Annotated in this window: 25 protein-coding genes; 8 read left to right on the forward strand and 17 right to left on the reverse strand. The window is 60.9% G+C overall.

The annotated features are described in order from the left end of the window. The first annotated feature begins 20 nt into the window (after positions 1 to 20). Genes BH682_RS06245 through tatA form a run of 3 tightly spaced genes read left to right on the forward strand, consistent with a single transcriptional unit; the run spans position 21 to position 2,488 of the window. Complete coding sequence (locus BH682_RS06245; protein WP_003943721.1) at positions 21 to 1,601, forward strand: flavin monoamine oxidase family protein; 1,581 nt, start codon at positions 21 to 23, stop codon at positions 1,599 to 1,601. A gap of 39 nt (positions 1,602 to 1,640) precedes the next feature. Then, on the forward strand, positions 1,641 to 2,312 hold the full coding sequence (locus tag BH682_RS06250; protein WP_075832451.1) for a Rid family hydrolase: 672 nt from the start codon (positions 1,641 to 1,643) through the stop codon (positions 2,310 to 2,312). Beyond that, complete coding sequence (gene tatA / locus BH682_RS06255; RefSeq protein ID WP_003943732.1) at positions 2,312 to 2,488, forward strand: Sec-independent protein translocase subunit TatA; 177 nt, start codon at positions 2,312 to 2,314, stop codon at positions 2,486 to 2,488. The genes BH682_RS06250 and tatA overlap by 1 nt, the downstream gene beginning before the upstream one ends. Positions 2,489 to 2,540: 52 nt before the next feature. On the opposite strand, the gene BH682_RS06260 is transcribed toward tatA, so the two are convergent. The 5 genes from BH682_RS06260 to BH682_RS06280 form a co-directional block, all read right to left on the reverse strand. Beyond that, the gene (locus BH682_RS06260; protein WP_058227582.1) at positions 2,541 to 3,155 is read right to left on the reverse strand and encodes a class I SAM-dependent DNA methyltransferase; all 615 of its coding nucleotides are present in this window, start codon (positions 3,153 to 3,155) and stop codon (positions 2,541 to 2,543) included. After that, positions 3,152 to 3,910: a PIG-L deacetylase family protein gene (locus BH682_RS06265; protein ID WP_003943643.1), complete on the reverse strand. Its 759-nt coding sequence runs from the start codon at positions 3,908 to 3,910 to the stop codon at positions 3,152 to 3,154. Before BH682_RS06265 ends, BH682_RS06260 begins: the two co-directional genes overlap by 4 nt. Then, positions 3,904 to 4,842, reverse strand: a complete 939-nt coding sequence (locus BH682_RS06270; RefSeq protein WP_007726542.1) for a hypothetical protein — start codon at positions 4,840 to 4,842, stop codon at positions 3,904 to 3,906. Before BH682_RS06270 ends, BH682_RS06265 begins: the two co-directional genes overlap by 7 nt. Further along, positions 4,839 to 5,543 carry a glycosyltransferase gene (locus BH682_RS06275; protein WP_042452319.1) on the reverse strand — a complete coding sequence of 235 codons (705 nt, stop codon included), beginning with the start codon at positions 5,541 to 5,543 and terminating at the stop codon, positions 4,839 to 4,841. The genes BH682_RS06270 and BH682_RS06275 overlap by 4 nt, the downstream gene beginning before the upstream one ends. Positions 5,544 to 5,776: 233 nt before the next feature. Further along, on the reverse strand, positions 5,777 to 6,544 hold the full coding sequence (locus tag BH682_RS06280) for a GAF and ANTAR domain-containing protein (protein ID WP_003943624.1): 768 nt from the start codon (positions 6,542 to 6,544) through the stop codon (positions 5,777 to 5,779). Between the two features lie 109 nt (positions 6,545 to 6,653). Here BH682_RS06280 and BH682_RS06285 point away from each other — a divergent pair, with 109 nt between their 5' ends. Next, positions 6,654 to 7,352, forward strand: coding sequence for a HemK2/MTQ2 family protein methyltransferase (locus BH682_RS06285; protein WP_037131016.1), 699 nt, complete (start codon positions 6,654 to 6,656; stop codon positions 7,350 to 7,352). Here the strand turns inward: BH682_RS06285 and BH682_RS06290 are convergent. Further along, a complete protein-coding gene (locus BH682_RS06290; protein ID WP_007726547.1) occupies positions 7,309 to 8,358 on the reverse strand; it encodes an iron-containing redox enzyme family protein in 1,050 nt (349 codons plus the stop codon). The two genes, BH682_RS06285 and BH682_RS06290, sit on opposite strands and share 44 nt — an antisense overlap. On the opposite strand from BH682_RS06290, the gene BH682_RS06295 reads away from it, so the two are divergent. Further along, on the forward strand, positions 8,359 to 8,598 hold the full coding sequence (locus tag BH682_RS06295) for a CDGSH iron-sulfur domain-containing protein (RefSeq protein ID WP_003943717.1): 240 nt from the start codon (positions 8,359 to 8,361) through the stop codon (positions 8,596 to 8,598). Positions 8,599 to 8,728: 130 nt separating this feature from the next. On the opposite strand, the gene BH682_RS06300 is transcribed toward BH682_RS06295, so the two are convergent. From BH682_RS06300 to BH682_RS06310, 3 genes are all read right to left on the reverse strand, one after another. After that, complete coding sequence (locus BH682_RS06300) at positions 8,729 to 8,932, reverse strand: cold-shock protein (protein ID WP_003943666.1); 204 nt, start codon at positions 8,930 to 8,932, stop codon at positions 8,729 to 8,731. Positions 8,933 to 9,248: 316 nt separating this feature from the next. Then, positions 9,249 to 10,226, reverse strand: coding sequence for a YihY/virulence factor BrkB family protein (locus BH682_RS06305; protein WP_003943713.1), 978 nt, complete (start codon positions 10,224 to 10,226; stop codon positions 9,249 to 9,251). Positions 10,227 to 10,312: 86 nt separating this feature from the next. After that, positions 10,313 to 10,750 (reverse strand): STAS domain-containing protein, encoded by a 438-nt coding sequence (locus BH682_RS06310; protein WP_054187566.1) that lies wholly within the window; start codon positions 10,748 to 10,750, stop codon positions 10,313 to 10,315. Between the two features lie 330 nt (positions 10,751 to 11,080). Here BH682_RS06310 and BH682_RS06315 point away from each other — a divergent pair, with 330 nt between their 5' ends. Then, entirely contained in the window at positions 11,081 to 11,329 is a 249-nt protein-coding gene (locus BH682_RS06315; RefSeq protein ID WP_075832453.1) for a modification methylase HgiDII, read from the forward strand. A 16-nt stretch (positions 11,330 to 11,345) separates the two neighbouring features. On the opposite strand, the gene BH682_RS06320 is transcribed toward BH682_RS06315, so the two are convergent. Together BH682_RS06320 and BH682_RS06325 are read right to left on the reverse strand one after the other, a co-directional pair. After that, positions 11,346 to 12,128, reverse strand: coding sequence for a SigB/SigF/SigG family RNA polymerase sigma factor (locus BH682_RS06320; protein ID WP_003943639.1), 783 nt, complete (start codon positions 12,126 to 12,128; stop codon positions 11,346 to 11,348). Continuing rightward, positions 12,125 to 12,559, reverse strand: a complete 435-nt coding sequence (locus BH682_RS06325) for an ATP-binding protein (protein WP_003943620.1) — start codon at positions 12,557 to 12,559, stop codon at positions 12,125 to 12,127. The genes BH682_RS06320 and BH682_RS06325 overlap by 4 nt, the downstream gene beginning before the upstream one ends. 237 nt (positions 12,560 to 12,796) lie before the next feature. On the opposite strand from BH682_RS06325, the gene BH682_RS06330 reads away from it, so the two are divergent. Next, positions 12,797 to 13,234, forward strand: a complete 438-nt coding sequence (locus BH682_RS06330; protein ID WP_039972685.1) for a hypothetical protein — start codon at positions 12,797 to 12,799, stop codon at positions 13,232 to 13,234. Positions 13,235 to 13,243: 9 nt separating this feature from the next. On the opposite strand, the gene BH682_RS06335 is transcribed toward BH682_RS06330, so the two are convergent. The 5 genes from BH682_RS06335 to BH682_RS36350 all read right to left on the reverse strand — a co-directional run bounded on the left by BH682_RS06335 (position 13,244) and on the right by BH682_RS36350 (position 15,475). After that, positions 13,244 to 13,561 (reverse strand): WhiB family transcriptional regulator, encoded by a 318-nt coding sequence (locus BH682_RS06335; RefSeq protein WP_003943622.1) that lies wholly within the window; start codon positions 13,559 to 13,561, stop codon positions 13,244 to 13,246. Between the two features lie 185 nt (positions 13,562 to 13,746). Next, entirely contained in the window at positions 13,747 to 14,418 is a 672-nt protein-coding gene (locus BH682_RS06340; RefSeq protein ID WP_042452311.1) for an ANTAR domain-containing response regulator, read from the reverse strand. Between the two features lie 60 nt (positions 14,419 to 14,478). Next, complete coding sequence (locus BH682_RS37030) at positions 14,479 to 14,613, reverse strand: hypothetical protein (RefSeq protein ID WP_256082897.1); 135 nt, start codon at positions 14,611 to 14,613, stop codon at positions 14,479 to 14,481. 73 nt (positions 14,614 to 14,686) lie between these two features. Further along, on the reverse strand, positions 14,687 to 15,232 hold the full coding sequence (locus BH682_RS06350) for a Dps family protein (RefSeq protein ID WP_003943731.1): 546 nt from the start codon (positions 15,230 to 15,232) through the stop codon (positions 14,687 to 14,689). Between the two features lie 84 nt (positions 15,233 to 15,316). Continuing rightward, complete coding sequence (locus BH682_RS36350) at positions 15,317 to 15,475, reverse strand: hypothetical protein (protein WP_003943664.1); 159 nt, start codon at positions 15,473 to 15,475, stop codon at positions 15,317 to 15,319. 358 nt (positions 15,476 to 15,833) lie between these two features. Here BH682_RS36350 and BH682_RS06355 point away from each other — a divergent pair, with 358 nt between their 5' ends. After that, a complete protein-coding gene (locus BH682_RS06355; RefSeq protein WP_003943719.1) occupies positions 15,834 to 16,136 on the forward strand; it encodes a MerR family transcriptional regulator in 303 nt (100 codons plus the stop codon). Between the two features lie 24 nt (positions 16,137 to 16,160). Here the strand turns inward: BH682_RS06355 and BH682_RS06360 are convergent, their stop codons facing one another. Beyond that, the gene (locus tag BH682_RS06360; RefSeq protein ID WP_007726560.1) at positions 16,161 to 16,538 is read right to left on the reverse strand and encodes a hypothetical protein; all 378 of its coding nucleotides are present in this window, start codon (positions 16,536 to 16,538) and stop codon (positions 16,161 to 16,163) included. Positions 16,539 to 16,627: the final 89 nt, after the last annotated feature.

The raw sequence follows: 16,627 nt of genomic DNA on the forward strand, positions 1-16,627 counted from the left end.
CATACACACGTAGATCTTTCATGCGCAGCCTGGGAATCACCGGCGGCGCCGGCCTGGCACTCGGTGCTATGTCGTCCATCGGCCTGGCGCCGGCAGTGGCGTCGACGCCGAGGCGATTTCAGGCACCTGCTGCGGGTGACCTGATCGGAAAGGTCAAGGGAAATCACTCCGTCGTGATCCTCGGCGGCGGACCGTCCGGGCTGTGCTCTGCCTACGAACTGCAGAAGGCCGGATACAAGGTCACCGTCCTCGAAGCACGCAACCGCCCGGGTGGTCGGGTGTGGTCGATCCGCAACGGCACCGAAGAAACCGACCTGAACGGTGAGACACAGACCTGTACGTTCTCGGAAGGGCACTTCTACAACCTCGGTGCGACGCGTATTCCGCAAAATCACAACACCATCGACTACTGCCGCGAACTGGGCGTCGAACTGCAGATGTTCGGAAACCAGAACGCGAACACCTTCGTCAACTACACTGGCAACAAGCCGCTGGCGAATCAGTCGATCACCTACCGAGCAGCCAAAGCCGACACCTACGGATACATGTCCGAGCTGCTGCAGAAGGCCACCAATCAGGGCGCTCTCGACCAGGTCTTGAGCAAGGAAGACAAAGAAGCACTCTCGTCCTTCCTCACCGACTTCGGTGATCTCTCCAGCGACGGCCGCTACGTCGGATCCTCGCGTCGAGGGCACTCCGCGGAGCCGGGCGCCGGCCTCAACTTCGGAACCGAGATCGAACCATTCGGGATGAGCGATGTCATCCAGGGCGGCATCGGGCGTGCATTCTCCTTCGAGTTCGGTTACGACCAGGCCATGACGATGATGACCCCCGTCGGTGGCATGGACCGGATCTACTACAAGTTCCAGGACGCGATCGGGATGGACAACATCGAGTTCGGCGCCGAGGTCAGCGGCATGAAGAACGTGCCGGAAGGCGTCACTGTCGACTACGTCGTCGACGGCAAATCCAAGTCGATCACCGCCGACTACGCAATCTGCACGATCCCGCCGCACTTGATCAAGCGGCTGAACAACAATCTGCCCTCCGACATCCTGCTCGCGTTGGATGCAGCCAAGCCGTCGTCGTCGGGCAAGCTCGGTATCGAATACTCGCGTCGGTGGTGGGAGACCGAGGACCGCATCTACGGTGGCGCGTCCAACACCGACCGCGACATCTCCCAGATCATGTTCCCCTACGATCACTACAACTCCGACCGCGGCGTCGTCGTCGCGTACTACAGCTCGGGTAAGCGTCAACAGGCTTTCGAATCGCTCACCCACCGTCAGCGGCTGGCAAAGGCCATCGCCGAAGGCGCAGAAATCCACGGCGACAAATACACTCGCGACATCTCGTCGTCCTTCTCCGGAAGCTGGCGTCGCACCAAGTATTCGGAATCCGCCTGGGCATCATGGGCCGGCGCGGGAGATTCCCACGGCGGCATGGCAACGCCCGAGTACACCAAGCTGCTCGAACCCGTCGACCGGATCTACTTCGCCGGCGATCACCTCTCCAACGCCATCGCCTGGCAGCACGGGGCCTTCACGTCCGCGCAGGACGTCGTGACCCACCTGCATCAGCGTGTTGCGCAAACTGCCTGACGTGCTTCGTTTCCCATCACTTTTTCTGGAGGTCTAATCATGAAATCTCGCAGCACCAAGGTCCTTGCAGCGGCATTCGCCGCCACCACGCTACTGGGCTTCGCCACTGCCTGCTCGTCTGACGAGGCGGACGCCGAGACCACATCGAGTTCGTTCGTCTCGAAATCGATTCTCGAAGCGGGGCAGGCAAACCCGATGATCGCTCAGGGCGTCGCGATCGGCGGCGACACCGCACTCTACAAGACCAGCGGCATCGGTCCGTCGGCAGGAAACAAGGCGGCGCCGGAAGGTTCGCCGGAGTCGTACATCGACGGTCAGTTCTCCGGCGGTGTTCTGCCGACCGGTGTCACCGTCACCGAGGCGCAGGGCATCAATGTACTCAAGAAGATCCGCGACAACCTCGAAGCTCAGGGATTGAGTCTCGAAGACGTCGTGACGATGCGCGTCTTCCTCGACAACGCGCCGGGATCGGACAAGGCCGACTACACAGGATGGAATCGCGCGTACCGGCAGTTCTTCGCCAACACCAATCTCGACACGGGTGACACCGAGTTGGTGCCGATGGGCACGGCCGAGCCGATCGCTCCGATCGAGCGAAACAGCGCCCGGCCCACCCGCTTCGCCCTCGAGGTTGCCGGACTGCCCGTTGCCGGTTGGCTCGTCGAGGTAGAGGTCGATGCGGTGTACCCCGACGGCAAGGAACCCGCCTGATGGGCGCGCTCAGCCCGACTCACTGGGCGATAGTCGCAGTAGTGCTCGTGGTGCTGTTCGGTTCGAAGAAGCTGCCCGACGCGGCCCGGGGCCTCGGCAGGTCGATGCGGATCCTGAAGTCCGAAGTCGGTGAACTGCAGTCGGATACGGACCTCGCGTTGGAGCAGCGAGACTGACCCCCGTGCGCGGTCGAGGAGTCCCCACACTCCTCAACCGCGCACAGGTCTACTAGATCAGACCTTCGGAACGAGCTACCGACGGTGGTGACGGCGGACCCTTCACGAAGACATCGATCAGCACGTCCTCGTCCTGGTACGACGCGAACTGCGCCAACCCCGGGGTCTGGCGCACAGCCGAATGAACAGCGTCACCGTTTTGCGGATACTCCGGTACGACGTGACGCCAATGGGCGCACAGCAGCGTTCCGCCAGGCTCGAGATGCTCGACGACCTGCAGCATTGCCTCGATGAGCTTTTCGAAGGTCAGGTAGTAGCCGACTTCGCTGATGACGACGAGGTCGAAGGTTTCGTCGGACCAGTCGTCACCCAACGCCCAGAGCCGAAATTCGGAGTCATGTCCGGTAAGCCTCGCTCGAGCGCTCTCGAGTGCGGTCGGGACGATGTCGGTGGCGAGAACGCTGTCGCAGCGCTCGGACAACTTCTCGGTGAGAATCCCGATCGAGCACCCCGGTTCGAATGCGCGACGGTATCGAGGTTTCGGGAGCATAGCGACACTGAGTGCGTACTTCCGCTGCTCGTACCAGCGGGATTCGAAATCCCATGGGTCGGACTGTGCGGCATACATCTTGGCGAAGTAATCCGCGGGGAGTTCACGATCGCTCATACGAACACCGTCTCGTACGGCCTCAGTAGTCGTTCCATCGCGTGGCGGGGGAGGATGGGTGCATCCGCGGGATGATCGGAAAGCGGAGCGATCTGTGAAGTGAACTCATTGGTGGCAGCAGATTTCGCAGCCTGAACGTCGGAGGGCAAGGTCACCTTTCGTGCTCTTTCCCACGGGACTGCCGCATGATCCGGCGCGGCCCAATGCCACGCCCAGATGGGATACTCGATCAAGCGCGATCCAGTGTCCGCGCACGCCCTCGCCGCCGCGTCTCCGGTGGCTTCGTGGTCCGGGTGGCCGTCCCCGCGCCACGTGGAGGCGCACCAGGTATCCGCCGAGGAATCACCGAGAATCGAGCTGAGGCGGTCGGTCAACTCCTGTCGGTTCTCGCCGATCTTTCCGTCCGGGATGCTCAATCGAACCGGTGTGGGAATTCCGAGGACACGCGCTGCCCGATCCGACTCGGACCGTCGACGGCGTTCCATCTCGGGCTGAGTCACGGTCGGTGAATCGGGATGCGAAGCTCCGCCGTCGGTGACAGATACGACCTGAACACTGATGCCGGAAAGTATTGCCAGAAGAGCGGTTCCGCCCAGACCGAGTATTTCGTCGTCGGGATGGGGAGCGACGATGATCAATCGTGAGCATCCGGTGAGATCCAGTTCCGGAAAACTTCTTCCCCACTCCCGCCATGTCGATTCGGGAGTACCGCCGTCGTCGACAGGTTTCTGCGCGAACAGTTTCGAGTTCACCACGGCCGTTTCCCCTTGGCTGCAATCCGGCCCAGCTCGGCGAGATCCTTCTCGGCGTGACTCTGCCGCAAGTAGACGGTGAGATCGGCTACCCGTGCCGCGTGCGCGGCGTCCATGCAGAGCGGTGCGGCGCCGAGAGCGCGTCCCACCCGATCCAGGGTCTCGGTAGCGGCGCGCTCGACAATTGCGCGCACACGGAGTGCCCGCTGCATGGCCTCGGCATTTTCGTCGAAGGGATCCGCATCGATCTCGGCCGCCGCGACTGCGAGCGCGTTGCGCGCTGCGGCGAGCGCTGCATCGACCGCACCGAGGTGTGCGAGTACGTAGGGGTCTTCGCTGCTTGCAGCCTTGTCGTACAACGGATCAGCGACGCCGCAGGCGCCGCCGTACCAGCATGCAGCCACGCCGATCGCGCCGTGCCAGAACCCCGGGCGGCTCAGATAGTCGCCTGCCGTCCCGACCGGTATGGCCGGAACCATGTCGAAGTCGACCGCGCTGGAGTCGCTTTCGGCCATACCGACGGCCTTCCACGAATCGGGAACGGGATGCACCCCAGGTAGTCCGAGCTCGACCGCGAAGAGGGAGGGGACACCGTCGACCAAGGCGGTGATCAGTGCATGCGTGCAGGTGTTGGCGCCGGAACACCACAACTTGCGACCGGTGAGCGTCCAGATCCCCACGTGCTCAGACGCATTCACCACAGGTTGGGGTGGCTCGGCCGCCCACACTCCCCACAGCTGCCCGGGTTCGGGATCCGGTCCGTCGAGTTCGGTGAGTATCGCGACGGCATCGGTGTGAGCCTCAGCCATCCGGCCGAGAACCACATTCTCCCGTGTGAGCTCTGCCAGGGAGGTCCACCGTGCGGCCGTCGCGCCGCCGCCGGGCAGCGGCAAGTACAGTCCACCTGCGTCCAGGAGTGTGTGTAGTCGTTTCATCGTGCCAGCTCCGCTTCTTCGTTATCGGCGGTCGTACCACCCAGGTTACGGATATGTCCGGCAAAGCCGCCCGGAGTTCGGCCGTCGAGACGCGCAGACGTGGTGACCGCAATGTCCTCTGCCCACGCGATACAGGCACCGGCCTCGCTCAACCGCCGGACTAGATCGACATCCTCGTCTTCTTCGAGATCGCAGAATCCTCCGACGTCCCAGTACATATCGGCGCGGACACCGAGGTTGGCACCGTGGACGTGACCGTGTCGACCATAGGGATGTGCGTGGTACATACGTTCGTACCGTTCGCGAACGGAGTGCGGATGTCCTTCCCAGTCCGCGATGCGAACGGTGCCCGCGACGACGTCCGCAGTACGCGCATACTCCAATTGGCGCGCAATCCAGGTGGGGCCGACCACCGAATCGGCATCGGTCGTGGCGAACCACGCTGAGGCCCCCAAATCCGAGCCGAACGCAGAGAAACCCGTCGCTCGCGAACGGCCGACGTTCTGATGCTCGACGCGGAGTACTTCCACCCCGTCGGGGATGACCCCCGCGGTTCCGTCCGAACAGTTGTCGAGGACGGCAACCACTCGGACGGGGACAACGCAAGCAGACGCCGCTGTTGCGAGTGCACGAAGGCAATTGGGGAGGTCTTCGGCTTCGTTGTGGGCGGGAACTACGACAAGAACCTGGTCGATTGGCACAGTGACGATCCTTTCCTCACCCTGGTACGGTCGGGTCTTCTTTCGTCCCGGTTCTCAACAGATAACCACATTTCGGACGGGGGCCGCCGCGCGAACGCCAGCAGCCGTGCAGGTCGAAAACTGTTTCGGTGAAACATCTCTGGATACGTTTGAGAGATGTGCCGGCGGGGTACAAGACGGGGTTTTGCGACTGTGCTTTCGGGTGCAAAACGGGGTTTTGCACCGAAGAATCTTCAGAACCGGCGGTGGCGCACCGAATCGACGAGCATCCGGGCCACCTCGTGCAGTTTCACGTTGGTGTGCTGCGATTGCTGAACGAGTCGGCTGAATGCTTCGTCGGCGTCGATGCCGTGGATGGCGATCAGCACGCCCTTGGCTTGTTCGATCTCGGCACGAGATTCCATGGCGCAGTGCAACTGTTCGATGTGCTCGTGTGCCTGACGCCAGCGTCGTGAATCTGCGATCGCCGCGCCCGCACCGGCGGTGAACAATTTCATCAACTCTTCGTCGAAGGGCTTGAACTCTGTCGAGGCGAATCCGTAGACGTTGAACGCGCCGAGAAGTTCGGTGCTTCCTTCGCCCATGGTGAGCGGCACGGACAAGTAGGACCGGACACCTTGTTTCCGGGCCTCGGCGGTGAATTCCGGCCATTTGTCGTCGTGATCACCCACCTTCGACCGAACCGACGACATGGTGCGCGCGGCGTCAACGCACGGACCACGATCGGCGGAATGCTGGGCATCGTCTATCGCGGAAAGGTAGTCCGCGGTAGATGCAGCAGTTCGTGGGCCATCGGCGGACAGCACCGTCACGCTGACAGCATCGGCATCCGGCAGCGCTTTGACCGCCGTCTCGGCCAGACGTTGGAGCATGGAGTCGAGATGCGCGTCCGTGTTCAGAGTGGACCGGAGTCCGGCAATCGCTTCGGCGAGGGTGTCGAGCGAATCTGCTGCGGAAGCAAACGCCGCGGCTCCCTGTGGGGTGTCCGCATTGCCTGTCATGATTCAGGTCTACTCCGCAAATTGCGGCGATGTAACCGTTCCAGGCGGTCTTTGCTTCGATGTTGCATGAAATCCGAGGTTCCTGGGTAGCCGCACGCAGCGATGTGCGATGTCGCCTGAAAAAGAGGAGCCGATGATGATCCTGCGTTTACCTGGTGTGTATCCACCGCAACACGACACGTCGTTACTGGCGGATGCGCTGCTGTTCGAGCGCCTCACCGCTCGCAGTCGGGTGCTGGATCTGTGCACGGGGACCGGCGCCCTCGCTGTCGCGGCATCAGCGGCAGGCGCAGGCCACGTCGTCGCGGTCGACATATCTCGCCGAGCGTGTGCCAATGCTCGTCTCAACGGGATCCTCAACGGAACCTCGATCGACTCCCGTCGTGGCGACCTCACCGAGGCGGTGCACGGCGAACTCTTCGATCTGGTGATCTCCAACCCGCCGTACGTCCCTGCTCTTGCAGATGATCTCCCTACCGCTGGAATCGAACGTGCTTGGGACGCAGGCAAGGACGGACGCGCCCTCATCGACAGGATCGCAGCCACCGTTCACGAGGTGCTCGTCCCGGGCGGCACACTGCTTCTCCTGCAATCGGTGCTGTGTGGGGTCGACAAGACCGAGGCGATACTCGAAGAACACGGTATGGCCGTAGAGATTTCAGCGCGGAAGTACGTTCCCTTCGGACCCGTGATGCGCGAGAGGCGCACCATGCTCGAGGCACGAGGGTTGATCACCACCGGTCAGGAAATCGAACAACTCGTGATCATTCGCGCAACGAAGTCTTGCCCTTCTCCCAACTCGATGTGAGGTGATCGCCGAGAAGATCGTCGAACGCCAGGCACGCTGCGGCGCCGAACAAGATGTCATCAGTGCGGTGCGGCTGCGAAGAAGCGAGACCGCCGGCAAGGTCACGAACGGCGATCTGTTCGTGAACGGAATCCGCTTCCACGTGCTCGTCGTAGAACAGTGTCGCGCCCGAACCGAATCCGAGTCGGCGCAGTCCTGCGCTGTATCGTTTGCTCGGCAGCGCAGACGTGGTCTCGACAGCGCACAGGTGCCCGACCAGCGTTCCGAGATGGCGGCGATGAAAACCGAAGAGCGAGAGAGCATTCAACGACGCCAACGTTACCGCGGGAACAGAATCGATGTAGTGGCCGTAGCGGTCCGAAAGACCTACAGCCCGCATGGTGTCGGCAAAAAGACGCGAATGCATTCGCTCTGCGCGACCGCCTCCGTACTCGTCGCTCTGCACTTCGACGAGGGCGGCCTTGACGGCACCGGAGAGACGCGAAATTCCGAGGGTGTGCACATCCGCCTCGCGGAGCTGATTGAGCGAACGGTGAATCAGCACCTCCGAGAACTGATCGATCGTTGCATCTTTCGCCATGAAGGACGCAAGACCTGGGCCTGCACTGGGGGCGGTCATCGACCAGAGGTCGGCCACGACGTCGCCAGACGACTCCACTGTCCCCACGAGTTGCGCGATGGCGGACTCGAAACGCTCTTCGAGCCGAGACCGCACCGCGAGCAGGTCCGGATTCCACTCCCATTTGTCCGAGACGTTCTCGATTCCCTGCAAATGAAGCTCGTAGAGGAGCGTCAGGGTCAGCTGAGCGTCGTCGTCACGAAGAATGTCGTAGGTGAGGTCGGTGGACTGTGCATCCTCGTACGCGTCAGCGGCAGCCGTAATCTCCCTCGGATCGGCCGAGGAGCGCAGAATGGAAACGAGAGTGGCGCTCAGTGGGCCGCGGGCCTGTGGAACAGGCATGGAAGTGGGCACACCAGTGGCCGAATCGAGAACTGAAGAGGACATATGACCGCGTTTCCCGAATCGTCATCTGCCGAAACACCGAGTGTTCCCGGTAACAACACCACCATAACCGCCTGCACGGACGGCCCGCTGCTGGTGCGTGGTGACTTCGAGTTGCTCCGTGACGACGGAACCCCGATAGAGAACAAGCGCTCTACGGTTGCATTGTGTCGATGTGGGCGGACCGGCATCGCGCCGTTCTGCGACAGCTCCCACAAGAAGAAGCGGGCGCGAGCGACGTAACCGGTGCCAATATTCGGAACAAGCCCGACCCGTGAACCAAGACGACCCGGAAACCAAGAAAAGGCTGGATGCCGGCACCATGCGGTGCAGCGTCCAGCCTTTTCAGTCTGAAGTCAGACTGGGATCGAACTCAGATGGCGCGAACGTTCTGAGCCTGGGGGCCCTTCTGGCCCTGTCCGATCTCGAACTCGACCTTCTGGCCCTCGTCGAGGGACTTGTAGCCGCTGCCCTGGATCTCCGAGTAGTGAACGAACACATCCGGTCCGCCACCTTCCTGCTCGATGAATCCGAAGCCCTTTTCACCGTTGAACCACTTGACACTGCCCTGAGCCATAACCAAATTCTCCTGGATCCATCGAGCCGAGCCCTCCCATCGAGAGTCCGGTCTCACACCTGATCCTGCCATGCTCTTCTTTTTCTGTCTCCAATTACATGCATGGCGAGTTGCAGTATTTGACGGATTTGTCCCGTTCCGGGACCACGTCGGAAGCAGGTGATTGTTCAACTATGCGCGTTTACCTGCTGTGATGTATTCGTCCCTTCGATGCAGCGCGAAATGACAACACCTGTGTTAAATCTGGATTCGCGGCGCAGAATGCCACCCCGATACCGAGGAGGGGACCAAATACCCAACTCGATCGGGGTCGAGATCAGTCCGAATCGTCGGGTTTGGTGTGCCCGTCGAACGTCACATGGATGTTCTCGTGGGGAACCGCGCGTTGTGCTTTTGCTTGATCGGCGAAGGTGCGCCGATCGCCTTCGATGAGTTCGGTGTTGTCGGTGAACGGAGCCAACAACGCCCGCGGATGGAGTTTGTCGACTCGCACGACGTTGATTTCCGCACACATGACGATCGAGGCTGCAGCGAGGAACAAGAAGGCCAACAAACCCAGAACGATGGCAAAGACGCCATTGGTGGTGGAGGCACCCCGCACCACAGAGGTCACATAGAGGGCACCGAAGGACTGAAGTGCTTGCCAGAGAACAGCAGCGGCGATCGCTCCAGGTGCCACATCGGCTACCGAGAGCGGGCGGGCGCAGGTGAGCCGGAAAGCGACGATGAAGATGCCCGCATTCAAGACGACTACCGCAAGGGTCAGCAGGAAGCTGAACGAACCGCCCAGATGAAGCGCACCGCCGATGTTGGAGACAGCGGTGGTCCCCAAGATCGCGAGACCGATCGTGCCGAGGAGTAGTAGCCCTTGGAGACGCCCGCGGATGGGATCCGGTCGCATGTTTCGGGGCACCGACCACACCGTGTTCATCGCGTTCTGGCAAGCCAGAGCGACACCGAGGCCACCGTAGAGACCACCGACGATTCCGATCACCAGACCCGTGACACCGCCGCCGATCTGTTGCGCATTGCCCAGGTCGTCACCGATCACCGGAAACTGATGCAGCGCGGAGTCCAAGATCTGTTGCTGAAGCTCAGGGTTGCCCGACAGCACGAAGCCGAGAATGGTCGAGAGCAACAGAAGAAGAGGAAAGAGCGAGACGAAGCCGTAGTAAGCGATCAGCGCGGCTAGATAAACACCTTGATCGTCGAGGAACTTGTAGAGGACCGCTATCGGGAACCCCAGGGCCGGATGCTTCTGTTGCAAGGCATCGAGGCGCTTGGCGATTGTCATTCTCGGTCTCTCTCAGCTCGTCGGACAGCCCGACGAACCTTAGTCGCTGCGAGCGCCCGGCGCTCGACGCCGGTGCAGCCGTCGCGTCAGGAGGCTTCGAGTGACTTCTCTGCTTCGTCGAGCGCGCGCATTGCTCCCTCGACAGAGTTGGTGACCGGGAATTCCTCTTCCGCCCGCGCCGCGCGAAGCAAGCGTCGAAGCGGGTGTGACCCGATCGCGGCCCACTGGAAGTCGTTGGCTCGCGAACGGGAGTTCAGCTCGGCGAACAGTTCGAGGCAGACCGCACCGACGAACAGTGAGTTGGACAAGTCCAGAATGACGCGAGACCACTCCGCAGCGTACGAGTTGAGAAGTTCTCGTAGTGCTGGGGCGGAGAGTTTGTCGAGGTCGACCTCGACCTGGATCAGGACTGTCGAGGGCGCTATCCGCCAGGCCGCGAAACCATGCGTTTCCACGATCGGCCCCAATTGTGTTGAGGGATCGATGGAATCGATCGGTGTGTGGTCGAGTTCATTCAGATTCATGGCAGATCCGGTCTGTGTGCTTTCATCGAAAGGCTGACGACCGATCTGGCGGCGCGGAAAGTTAATGCGTCCAGGCGTGGAAAGCTTTAGAGCTCAATGGAAATGAACAGTACAGATGTGCGCAGGAAATGCTCACCTGATCCAGAGCCTTGATGCGAACCGAGCGCCAGTGGCTTCAACCCCGGCTGTATTCTCAACCTCGGTACCGTTTAGTGTAGCTCGAGGGCGTGAATCGGTCCAGGTGAGAGGTCGAATATTAAGCGGTGCAATGTTTTTGGCTCGACGCTTCGGTATGGTGGAAGATCAGCGTCACCGGACGAAGGGAATCAGATGAACGACCGCGATGCACTCACGGCCATCTCGACCAAGCTCGACACACTGATCGGCGCGGAGACCAACGGTTTGCGGGACGAGGTTCCGCCCGGTTCCAGTGTGCAGCGCACCGAGCAGAACGGCGAGCACGGCCGGTGGGGGCACGATTACCGCCTCGCCAACAAGTATCTCGAGGCCCTCGACATCGGCCAGCCCGGTCTCATCGATCGAGACGAGCTGGAACGTCTTGCACAGGAATACATCTGATCCTCGAGACGTACCTTCAGAAGATTTCACCCATCTCGGTGCGTAGCTGCTTCAGTGACTGAGTGAGGATTCTGGATACATGCATCTGAGAGATGCCGACCTTTTCGGCAATCTGGGATTGGGTGAGATGGCCGAAGAATCTGAGAACGACGATCGTGCGCTCGCGCTCCGGTAGTGCCAGGAGCGCGGGCCGCAGGGTTTCGTGATTGTCGATCCGACTGATCGCTTCGTCGTACTGTCCCAAAGTGTCTATCAGAGTCAGACCACTCCCGTCGCCGGCGGACGCGGTGTCGAGCGGTGTGGTTCGGTACGAATTACCGGCGGTCAAACCTTGTTCGACCTCGTCCGGTTCGATGTCGAGTTCCTTGGCGAGTTCCGCGACTGTCGGTGCACGGCCGAGCGTCTGGGACAAAGTCGTGAGCGCCCGGTTGAGGGCAAGGTGCCGTTCCTGAAGGCTACGAGGCACTCGCACGGACCAGCCGTGATCGCGAAAATGCTTGCGAACCTCACCCATGACGGTCGGGACGGCGAACGAGAGGAAATCCGATCCTTTGTCGACGTCGAATCGCTGCACGGCCTGTATGAGCCCGACGCGAGCAACTTGCTCCAAGTCCTCGAAAGGCTGGCCACGCCCCTGGTATCGGCGAGCGACGTGTGTGGCCAGGGGTAGGCACAGTTCGATGATCGAGGTGGTTATTTTTTCTCGGCTGGGATCATTCGGCGGAAGCGAGGCCATCGAGACGAACAGTTCGACAGCTGTTTCGTACTGGTCCTTCTTGTCCGGTGGGACAGCGGTCACGCACGCTCCTGGGGCAAGCCCTTTTCAAGCGTCATCGTCAGGGTGATGTGACCGTCCGCGTCGATTTCCGACTGTTCCAAGCGGACGGAATCGACCAGCGCTTCGAGAACGAACCATCCGAAGCTGTGCGACTTGTCGGGTATCTCGGAGTGCGCGATCACGGACACGACGGTCCGAAGTGTGCGGCCGACGGTGTCGAATCGGCAGGTCAAGTCGCTGGACGGTATCGCGTGGCCGATGAGGATGCTCGCGACTTCGTCCATCGCCAGAGCAAGGTCGGCTGTTCCGTCGACATCGAGTCCGGTGTTGTTGGCAACCGTTCGGGTGATTCCGCGCAGAGTGGGAAGTTGAGAGTACGACGCGCGGACGCGGAGCGAGGCGATGGAGTCGTGAGTTAGTTCGGTTTCGGTCGGACTCGACAGAGGGATCAAGGGGCTTCCTGTAGGTAGATGTGGCGTAATTCCGGCGGACCGAGGCAAGGACCGGCACCGGCCGTGCGTGCCAGCCGTCTCTACCCCGGAAGTATTCATGGCCTTGGATTACCCTTCGCCCGGCGAACTAACCCTCTTTACCCGAACTAGAGGATGAATTGTGAGACACATCACCTGTGGTGCGGACGTACCGAATCCTCATCTTTCATTTTCGCGTCGATCGGGTACAGCCGCTTCATGGACACCCATTCGGACAGACAGATCCCCGTACACATACGACCGGAAGGTGTCACTGATGACGAGGTGAAGGCGGCAGGAGTGCTGTCGAACGCCCTTGAAACGGTGGAACGGGCACGCGGTGCTCTGTACGACTTCCATCAGCTGATAGGGCATGCCGATCTGATGCTCGACGAGGTCGTCGAGCTACTGCGATCCAGCGGCAACGACGACCTGGCCGATCAGGTCGAGGGCGAGTTGATGGGCCGGAACGTGGTCGAGGGGCGCTGGACTTTCCAGTTGGTCGAAGAGTTCGACGAGAACTACTGGTCGTTTTTTCGTGAATGCGAGAAAGTGGTGCGCGACAAGCTGGCAGGCGGAGTGCCGCACCTCTTCGAAGCCGAGATGAAGGAGCGACGCCGCACGCACGGTTTGCGGCACCACGAGGCCAGGCCCTGAGGTTCCTGTCTACTCTCGTGAGCTCGTCGCGGCACTGATCAGTGGTTCAGTTCGAGCTTTGCGCAACGATTCTCGCTCGGTCGCCGTCATGCCGCCCCAGATACCGTGGGGTTCCCCGGTCTGGATGGCGTGCACCAGGCATCTCTGCACGACAGGGCATCTGGCGCACACCAGCTTCGCCGAACTCTCGCGCTTCGCTCGCCTGGAGCCGCGCTCGTTCGTGTCGTCGTAGAACAGAGCGGGGTCGGTGTCGCGGCAGGTGCCGGACAGTTGCCAATCCCACTCGTCGGCAAGGGGCCTGGGAGATGTGTAGGAGCGCATGAACATGGACGTTCCCTTCGCTGCGTGACGAACTCGACTCGGATCGCGGATCCAGGTCGGGTGTTAAGGCAAAGCTCGGTCCCGCCGGCCTGAACCGGCGGGACCTTCGAGGCTCCTCCCTCGAGGGGGAAGATTTCGGGGGTACCTCTGGTCGGTCATTACCCAGCCGTACAACTTTTGAATCCCGGTCGTCAGGAATTCTTTTGATCCACGGCACGTCGTTCTGCTGCGGCGACAAGACCACCGGCGATGTCGCGCACCTTGACGTTCCATTCCTGCGACATCTGGACCAGAAAGTCGAAGGCTTGGTCGGCCGAGCACTCACGCTCGGCCATCAGTAATCCCTTGGCCTGCTCGATCAAGGGCCGAGAATCCAAAGCTCTTCTCAGTTCGTCATTTTCCGCGCGAAGGCGGGTGAGGACGTCTGACGCCGAACTGGACTGCTGAGCCAGCGGTCGTTGAACCTCGTATACACGATGAAGCACACCGATGACCCTGCCGTCATCATCGGTGACGGCGGAATTCACCGTATTCCAATAGCGGGTGACAAACATCCCGCTCCCGCGCTCGTCGCGCACGTCGTAACGCTGAGTCGGCAGTGCGTCCCGAGTTCGGGACCGCATCGTGCGCTCGAATGACGCTGTCAACGAGAAGATTCCATCGGCAAACGAGTCGTCGGGATTGTCGGGGAAGGCTTCGAACACTTCCACTCGGTGCAATTGATCGAGGCTGCGACCGGATACGGCAAGGTATTCGTCGTTTGCGCCCTGGATACGAAAATCGCTGTCCACGAGCAGAAGAGAAGAACTGCTTGCCGCAAATCGATCGCTACGAACGATCGAGCGGAGAGTGCTCGAACTCATGATTGTGTCGTTTCTGTCCTGTCTTCGACGGTTGCGGCCCCTGATATTTCAGATGATATTTCAGAAGTAGGTGATCGCGAGAACTCCAAGGGCGGTGCCTGCCACGATCGATCCGAACAACAAACGCTGCTGCAACACGAACATCTGATACTCGCGACGTGTTTGTGTCGACGTGCCGCGCGAGTCCGCAGACATGCTCTTGCCCTTTCCTGTTGTGGGGAGTGCGATTTCGGCCGACCCCCGATCGGCCGAAACCGCGGACGGTGCATCAGTTCTGACGCGCCTCATTTGCGGCATCCTGCTCGGTGGACGCGCCTTCGTGTACGAGGCTGCCACCCGAGTTCTCGAGGTGAGCACGAACGAACCACTGGAACTTTTCCAACTGCGCCGTCTGGCCGATCAACATGTCCTCGGTGATCGGATCGATCTTGCCGACGCTGTCGATTGCGGTGCGACTGTCGGTGATGATCCCGGTGTAGACGAGGTCGAGCGCAGCGAGGTGCGCTCGAGCGTCGTCGCGGCCGACGGAGTAGTCGTCCCACGTTCGATCGCGCTCGATTGCTCCCGCGGTGCCCTTGGGCGAGTTACCCAGTGCCGCGATACGTTCGGCCACATCGTCGGCGTAGCCGCGAACCAACTCCACCTGGGGGTCGATCATCTCGTGAACGCCGATGAAGTTGGGGCCCACGACGTTCCAGTGAACGTGCTTGAGCGTGAGGTGAAGATCGTTGTAGGCGCTGAGGCGTTCCTGCAGAATATCGGCGACGGACGAACCGTCTGCGCTGCTCAGTCCCGGTACGGTGAACTCGGACATATGTTTTCCTCTCGTCTTGATGGGGATCGCCCTCCAGTGGGGCGGTCTCGCGCCATCGTCAATCGGATCGCGTGTCGGTCAGGTTCAGTGCGCGAGTGCTACTGGCTCCTCTGTCACCGGGTCGCCGTACATCATCGCGATTCGGCGCTTGACCTCTTCGGTTGTCAAAGTCGCACTTGCGACAGTGATTCCGATGCCGGTGGTGCTCTCGCCCTGTGTGGGCGGGATGTCGATCGTCGTCATCTTGCTCCCGGTGAAGAGTGTGCCGTGAGGGAGTCGGCTGAACCACCGACTCCGACGTCTGGGTGTTCTGCGCCTTCGAGCTCCAGTTATGGCGCTTTCAGGTGCTACAAAATCTATATCAGCCGATGTAGATAATTGGCAAGGCTACTTCGATTCGCGGGCGAAGGAAAGCGCATTGTGCAATCTTGTCGAAATCGGCTTTGATCTGCCATTTCACGCCTTTTCTGCTCGACGATTCTTGTTGTCAGTGGTCCTGGACACGCTTGAATCTATGTCCTGGGCGTCAGATTCACTGCTTGATGGTGCTAAGGTCGGGTGACGCCGATTGAGACAGCCCACACCGAACTAGGAGGTTCCAGTGACGTCGGAATCCCAGACCCGGGCGCTGCGCGGCGTGTACGGGATCTCAGTGATGTCTGAACTGTCCGGGGTAGGACCTCAGACGCTGCGCCTTTACGAGCGAAGGGGCTTGCTCACACCAACCCGCACCGATGGCGGTACGCGCCGGTACAGCGAAGCCGACCTGGATACGCTCGGACGAATCACCGCGCTGATCGACGACGGAGTCAATCTCGTCGGTATTCGTCTGATTCTGTCCCTCGAGGCCGAGAATGCAGTCTTAGCGGCTCGAATCAGCCAGTTGACCGCCGAGGGGGACTAGTGGTGCTGCTCGAGACGATGCCGTTCAGGATGGAGTTTCGGTGCGGGTAGGGTCGCCGAAGTCCGCGTCGGCGGAGATTTTGTTCCCTGCCGCTGCGATCTGTTCGAGCGCGGCGTCCAACGCATCGACCAACCATTGATGCGACGCCTCCGCGAGGAGGCGATCCGGAGTGTCGGTGTTCTCGGATTGGAAGAACCGCACCAGCCATGATTCTCCGTTGTCGGGTCGATCGGAGAGTCCAGCCGCGGTATTGGTCGCCAGAAGGAACCGGTTGTATTCGAGGTCAACACGAATGGCGTACTCGCCGAACAGGTTCACCACGTTGGCCGGCCGATGAGTAGCGGCAGCGAGCGCAATGAGAGCGTCGTTGTAGGTTTCGGAGTACTTCATCGTGAGGGGCATGGTCGGCCTGTCTTTCTGGGCCGATGCAGCATTGCACGGCTATGTCGAGGAAATCAGTTCGCAGCCGCTGCTTGACGATGAACTGAAAC

It is taken from the genome of Rhodococcus sp. YL-1 (assembly GCF_001942025.1).
Classification (GTDB): Bacteria; Actinomycetota; Actinomycetes; order Mycobacteriales; family Mycobacteriaceae; genus Rhodococcus_F; species Rhodococcus_F qingshengii.

Coding starts and splice junctions, on each gene's coding strand:
- BH682_RS06350 (WP_003943731.1), bottom strand. CDS start 15,232: ATGTCCGAGTTCACCGTACCGGGACTGAGCAGCGCAGACGGTTCGTCC.
- BH682_RS06305 (WP_003943713.1), bottom strand. CDS start 10,226: ATGACAATCGCCAAGCGCCTCGATGCCTTGCAACAGAAGCATCCGGCC.
- BH682_RS06245 (WP_003943721.1), top strand. CDS start 21: ATGCGCAGCCTGGGAATCACCGGCGGCGCCGGCCTGGCACTCGGTGCT.
- BH682_RS36350 (WP_003943664.1), bottom strand. CDS start 15,475: ATGACGACGATCGACATCCCGCCCACACAGGGCGAGAGCACCACCGGC.
- BH682_RS06290 (WP_007726547.1), bottom strand. CDS start 8,358: ATGTCCTCTTCAGTTCTCGATTCGGCCACTGGTGTGCCCACTTCCATG.
- BH682_RS06310 (WP_054187566.1), bottom strand. CDS start 10,750: ATGAATCTGAATGAACTCGACCACACACCGATCGATTCCATCGATCCC.
- BH682_RS06295 (WP_003943717.1), top strand. CDS start 8,359: ATGACCGCGTTTCCCGAATCGTCATCTGCCGAAACACCGAGTGTTCCC.
- BH682_RS06360 (WP_007726560.1), bottom strand. CDS start 16,538: ATGCCCCTCACGATGAAGTACTCCGAAACCTACAACGACGCTCTCATT.
- BH682_RS06270 (WP_007726542.1), bottom strand. CDS start 4,842: ATGAAACGACTACACACACTCCTGGACGCAGGTGGACTGTACTTGCCG.
- tatA (WP_003943732.1), top strand. CDS start 2,312: ATGGGCGCGCTCAGCCCGACTCACTGGGCGATAGTCGCAGTAGTGCTC.
- BH682_RS06250 (WP_075832451.1), top strand. CDS start 1,641: ATGAAATCTCGCAGCACCAAGGTCCTTGCAGCGGCATTCGCCGCCACC.
- BH682_RS06280 (WP_003943624.1), bottom strand. CDS start 6,544: ATGACAGGCAATGCGGACACCCCACAGGGAGCCGCGGCGTTTGCTTCC.
- BH682_RS06300 (WP_003943666.1), bottom strand. CDS start 8,932: ATGGCTCAGGGCAGTGTCAAGTGGTTCAACGGTGAAAAGGGCTTCGGA.
- BH682_RS06315 (WP_075832453.1), top strand. CDS start 11,081: ATGAACGACCGCGATGCACTCACGGCCATCTCGACCAAGCTCGACACA.
- BH682_RS37030 (WP_256082897.1), bottom strand. CDS start 14,613: ATGTCTGCGGACTCGCGCGGCACGTCGACACAAACACGTCGCGAGTAT.
- BH682_RS06340 (WP_042452311.1), bottom strand. CDS start 14,418: ATGAGTTCGAGCACTCTCCGCTCGATCGTTCGTAGCGATCGATTTGCG.
- BH682_RS06260 (WP_058227582.1), bottom strand. CDS start 3,155: ATGAGCGATCGTGAACTCCCCGCGGATTACTTCGCCAAGATGTATGCC.
- BH682_RS06330 (WP_039972685.1), top strand. CDS start 12,797: ATGGACACCCATTCGGACAGACAGATCCCCGTACACATACGACCGGAA.
- BH682_RS06285 (WP_037131016.1), top strand. CDS start 6,654: ATGTCGCCTGAAAAAGAGGAGCCGATGATGATCCTGCGTTTACCTGGT.
- BH682_RS06335 (WP_003943622.1), bottom strand. CDS start 13,561: ATGTTCATGCGCTCCTACACATCTCCCAGGCCCCTTGCCGACGAGTGG.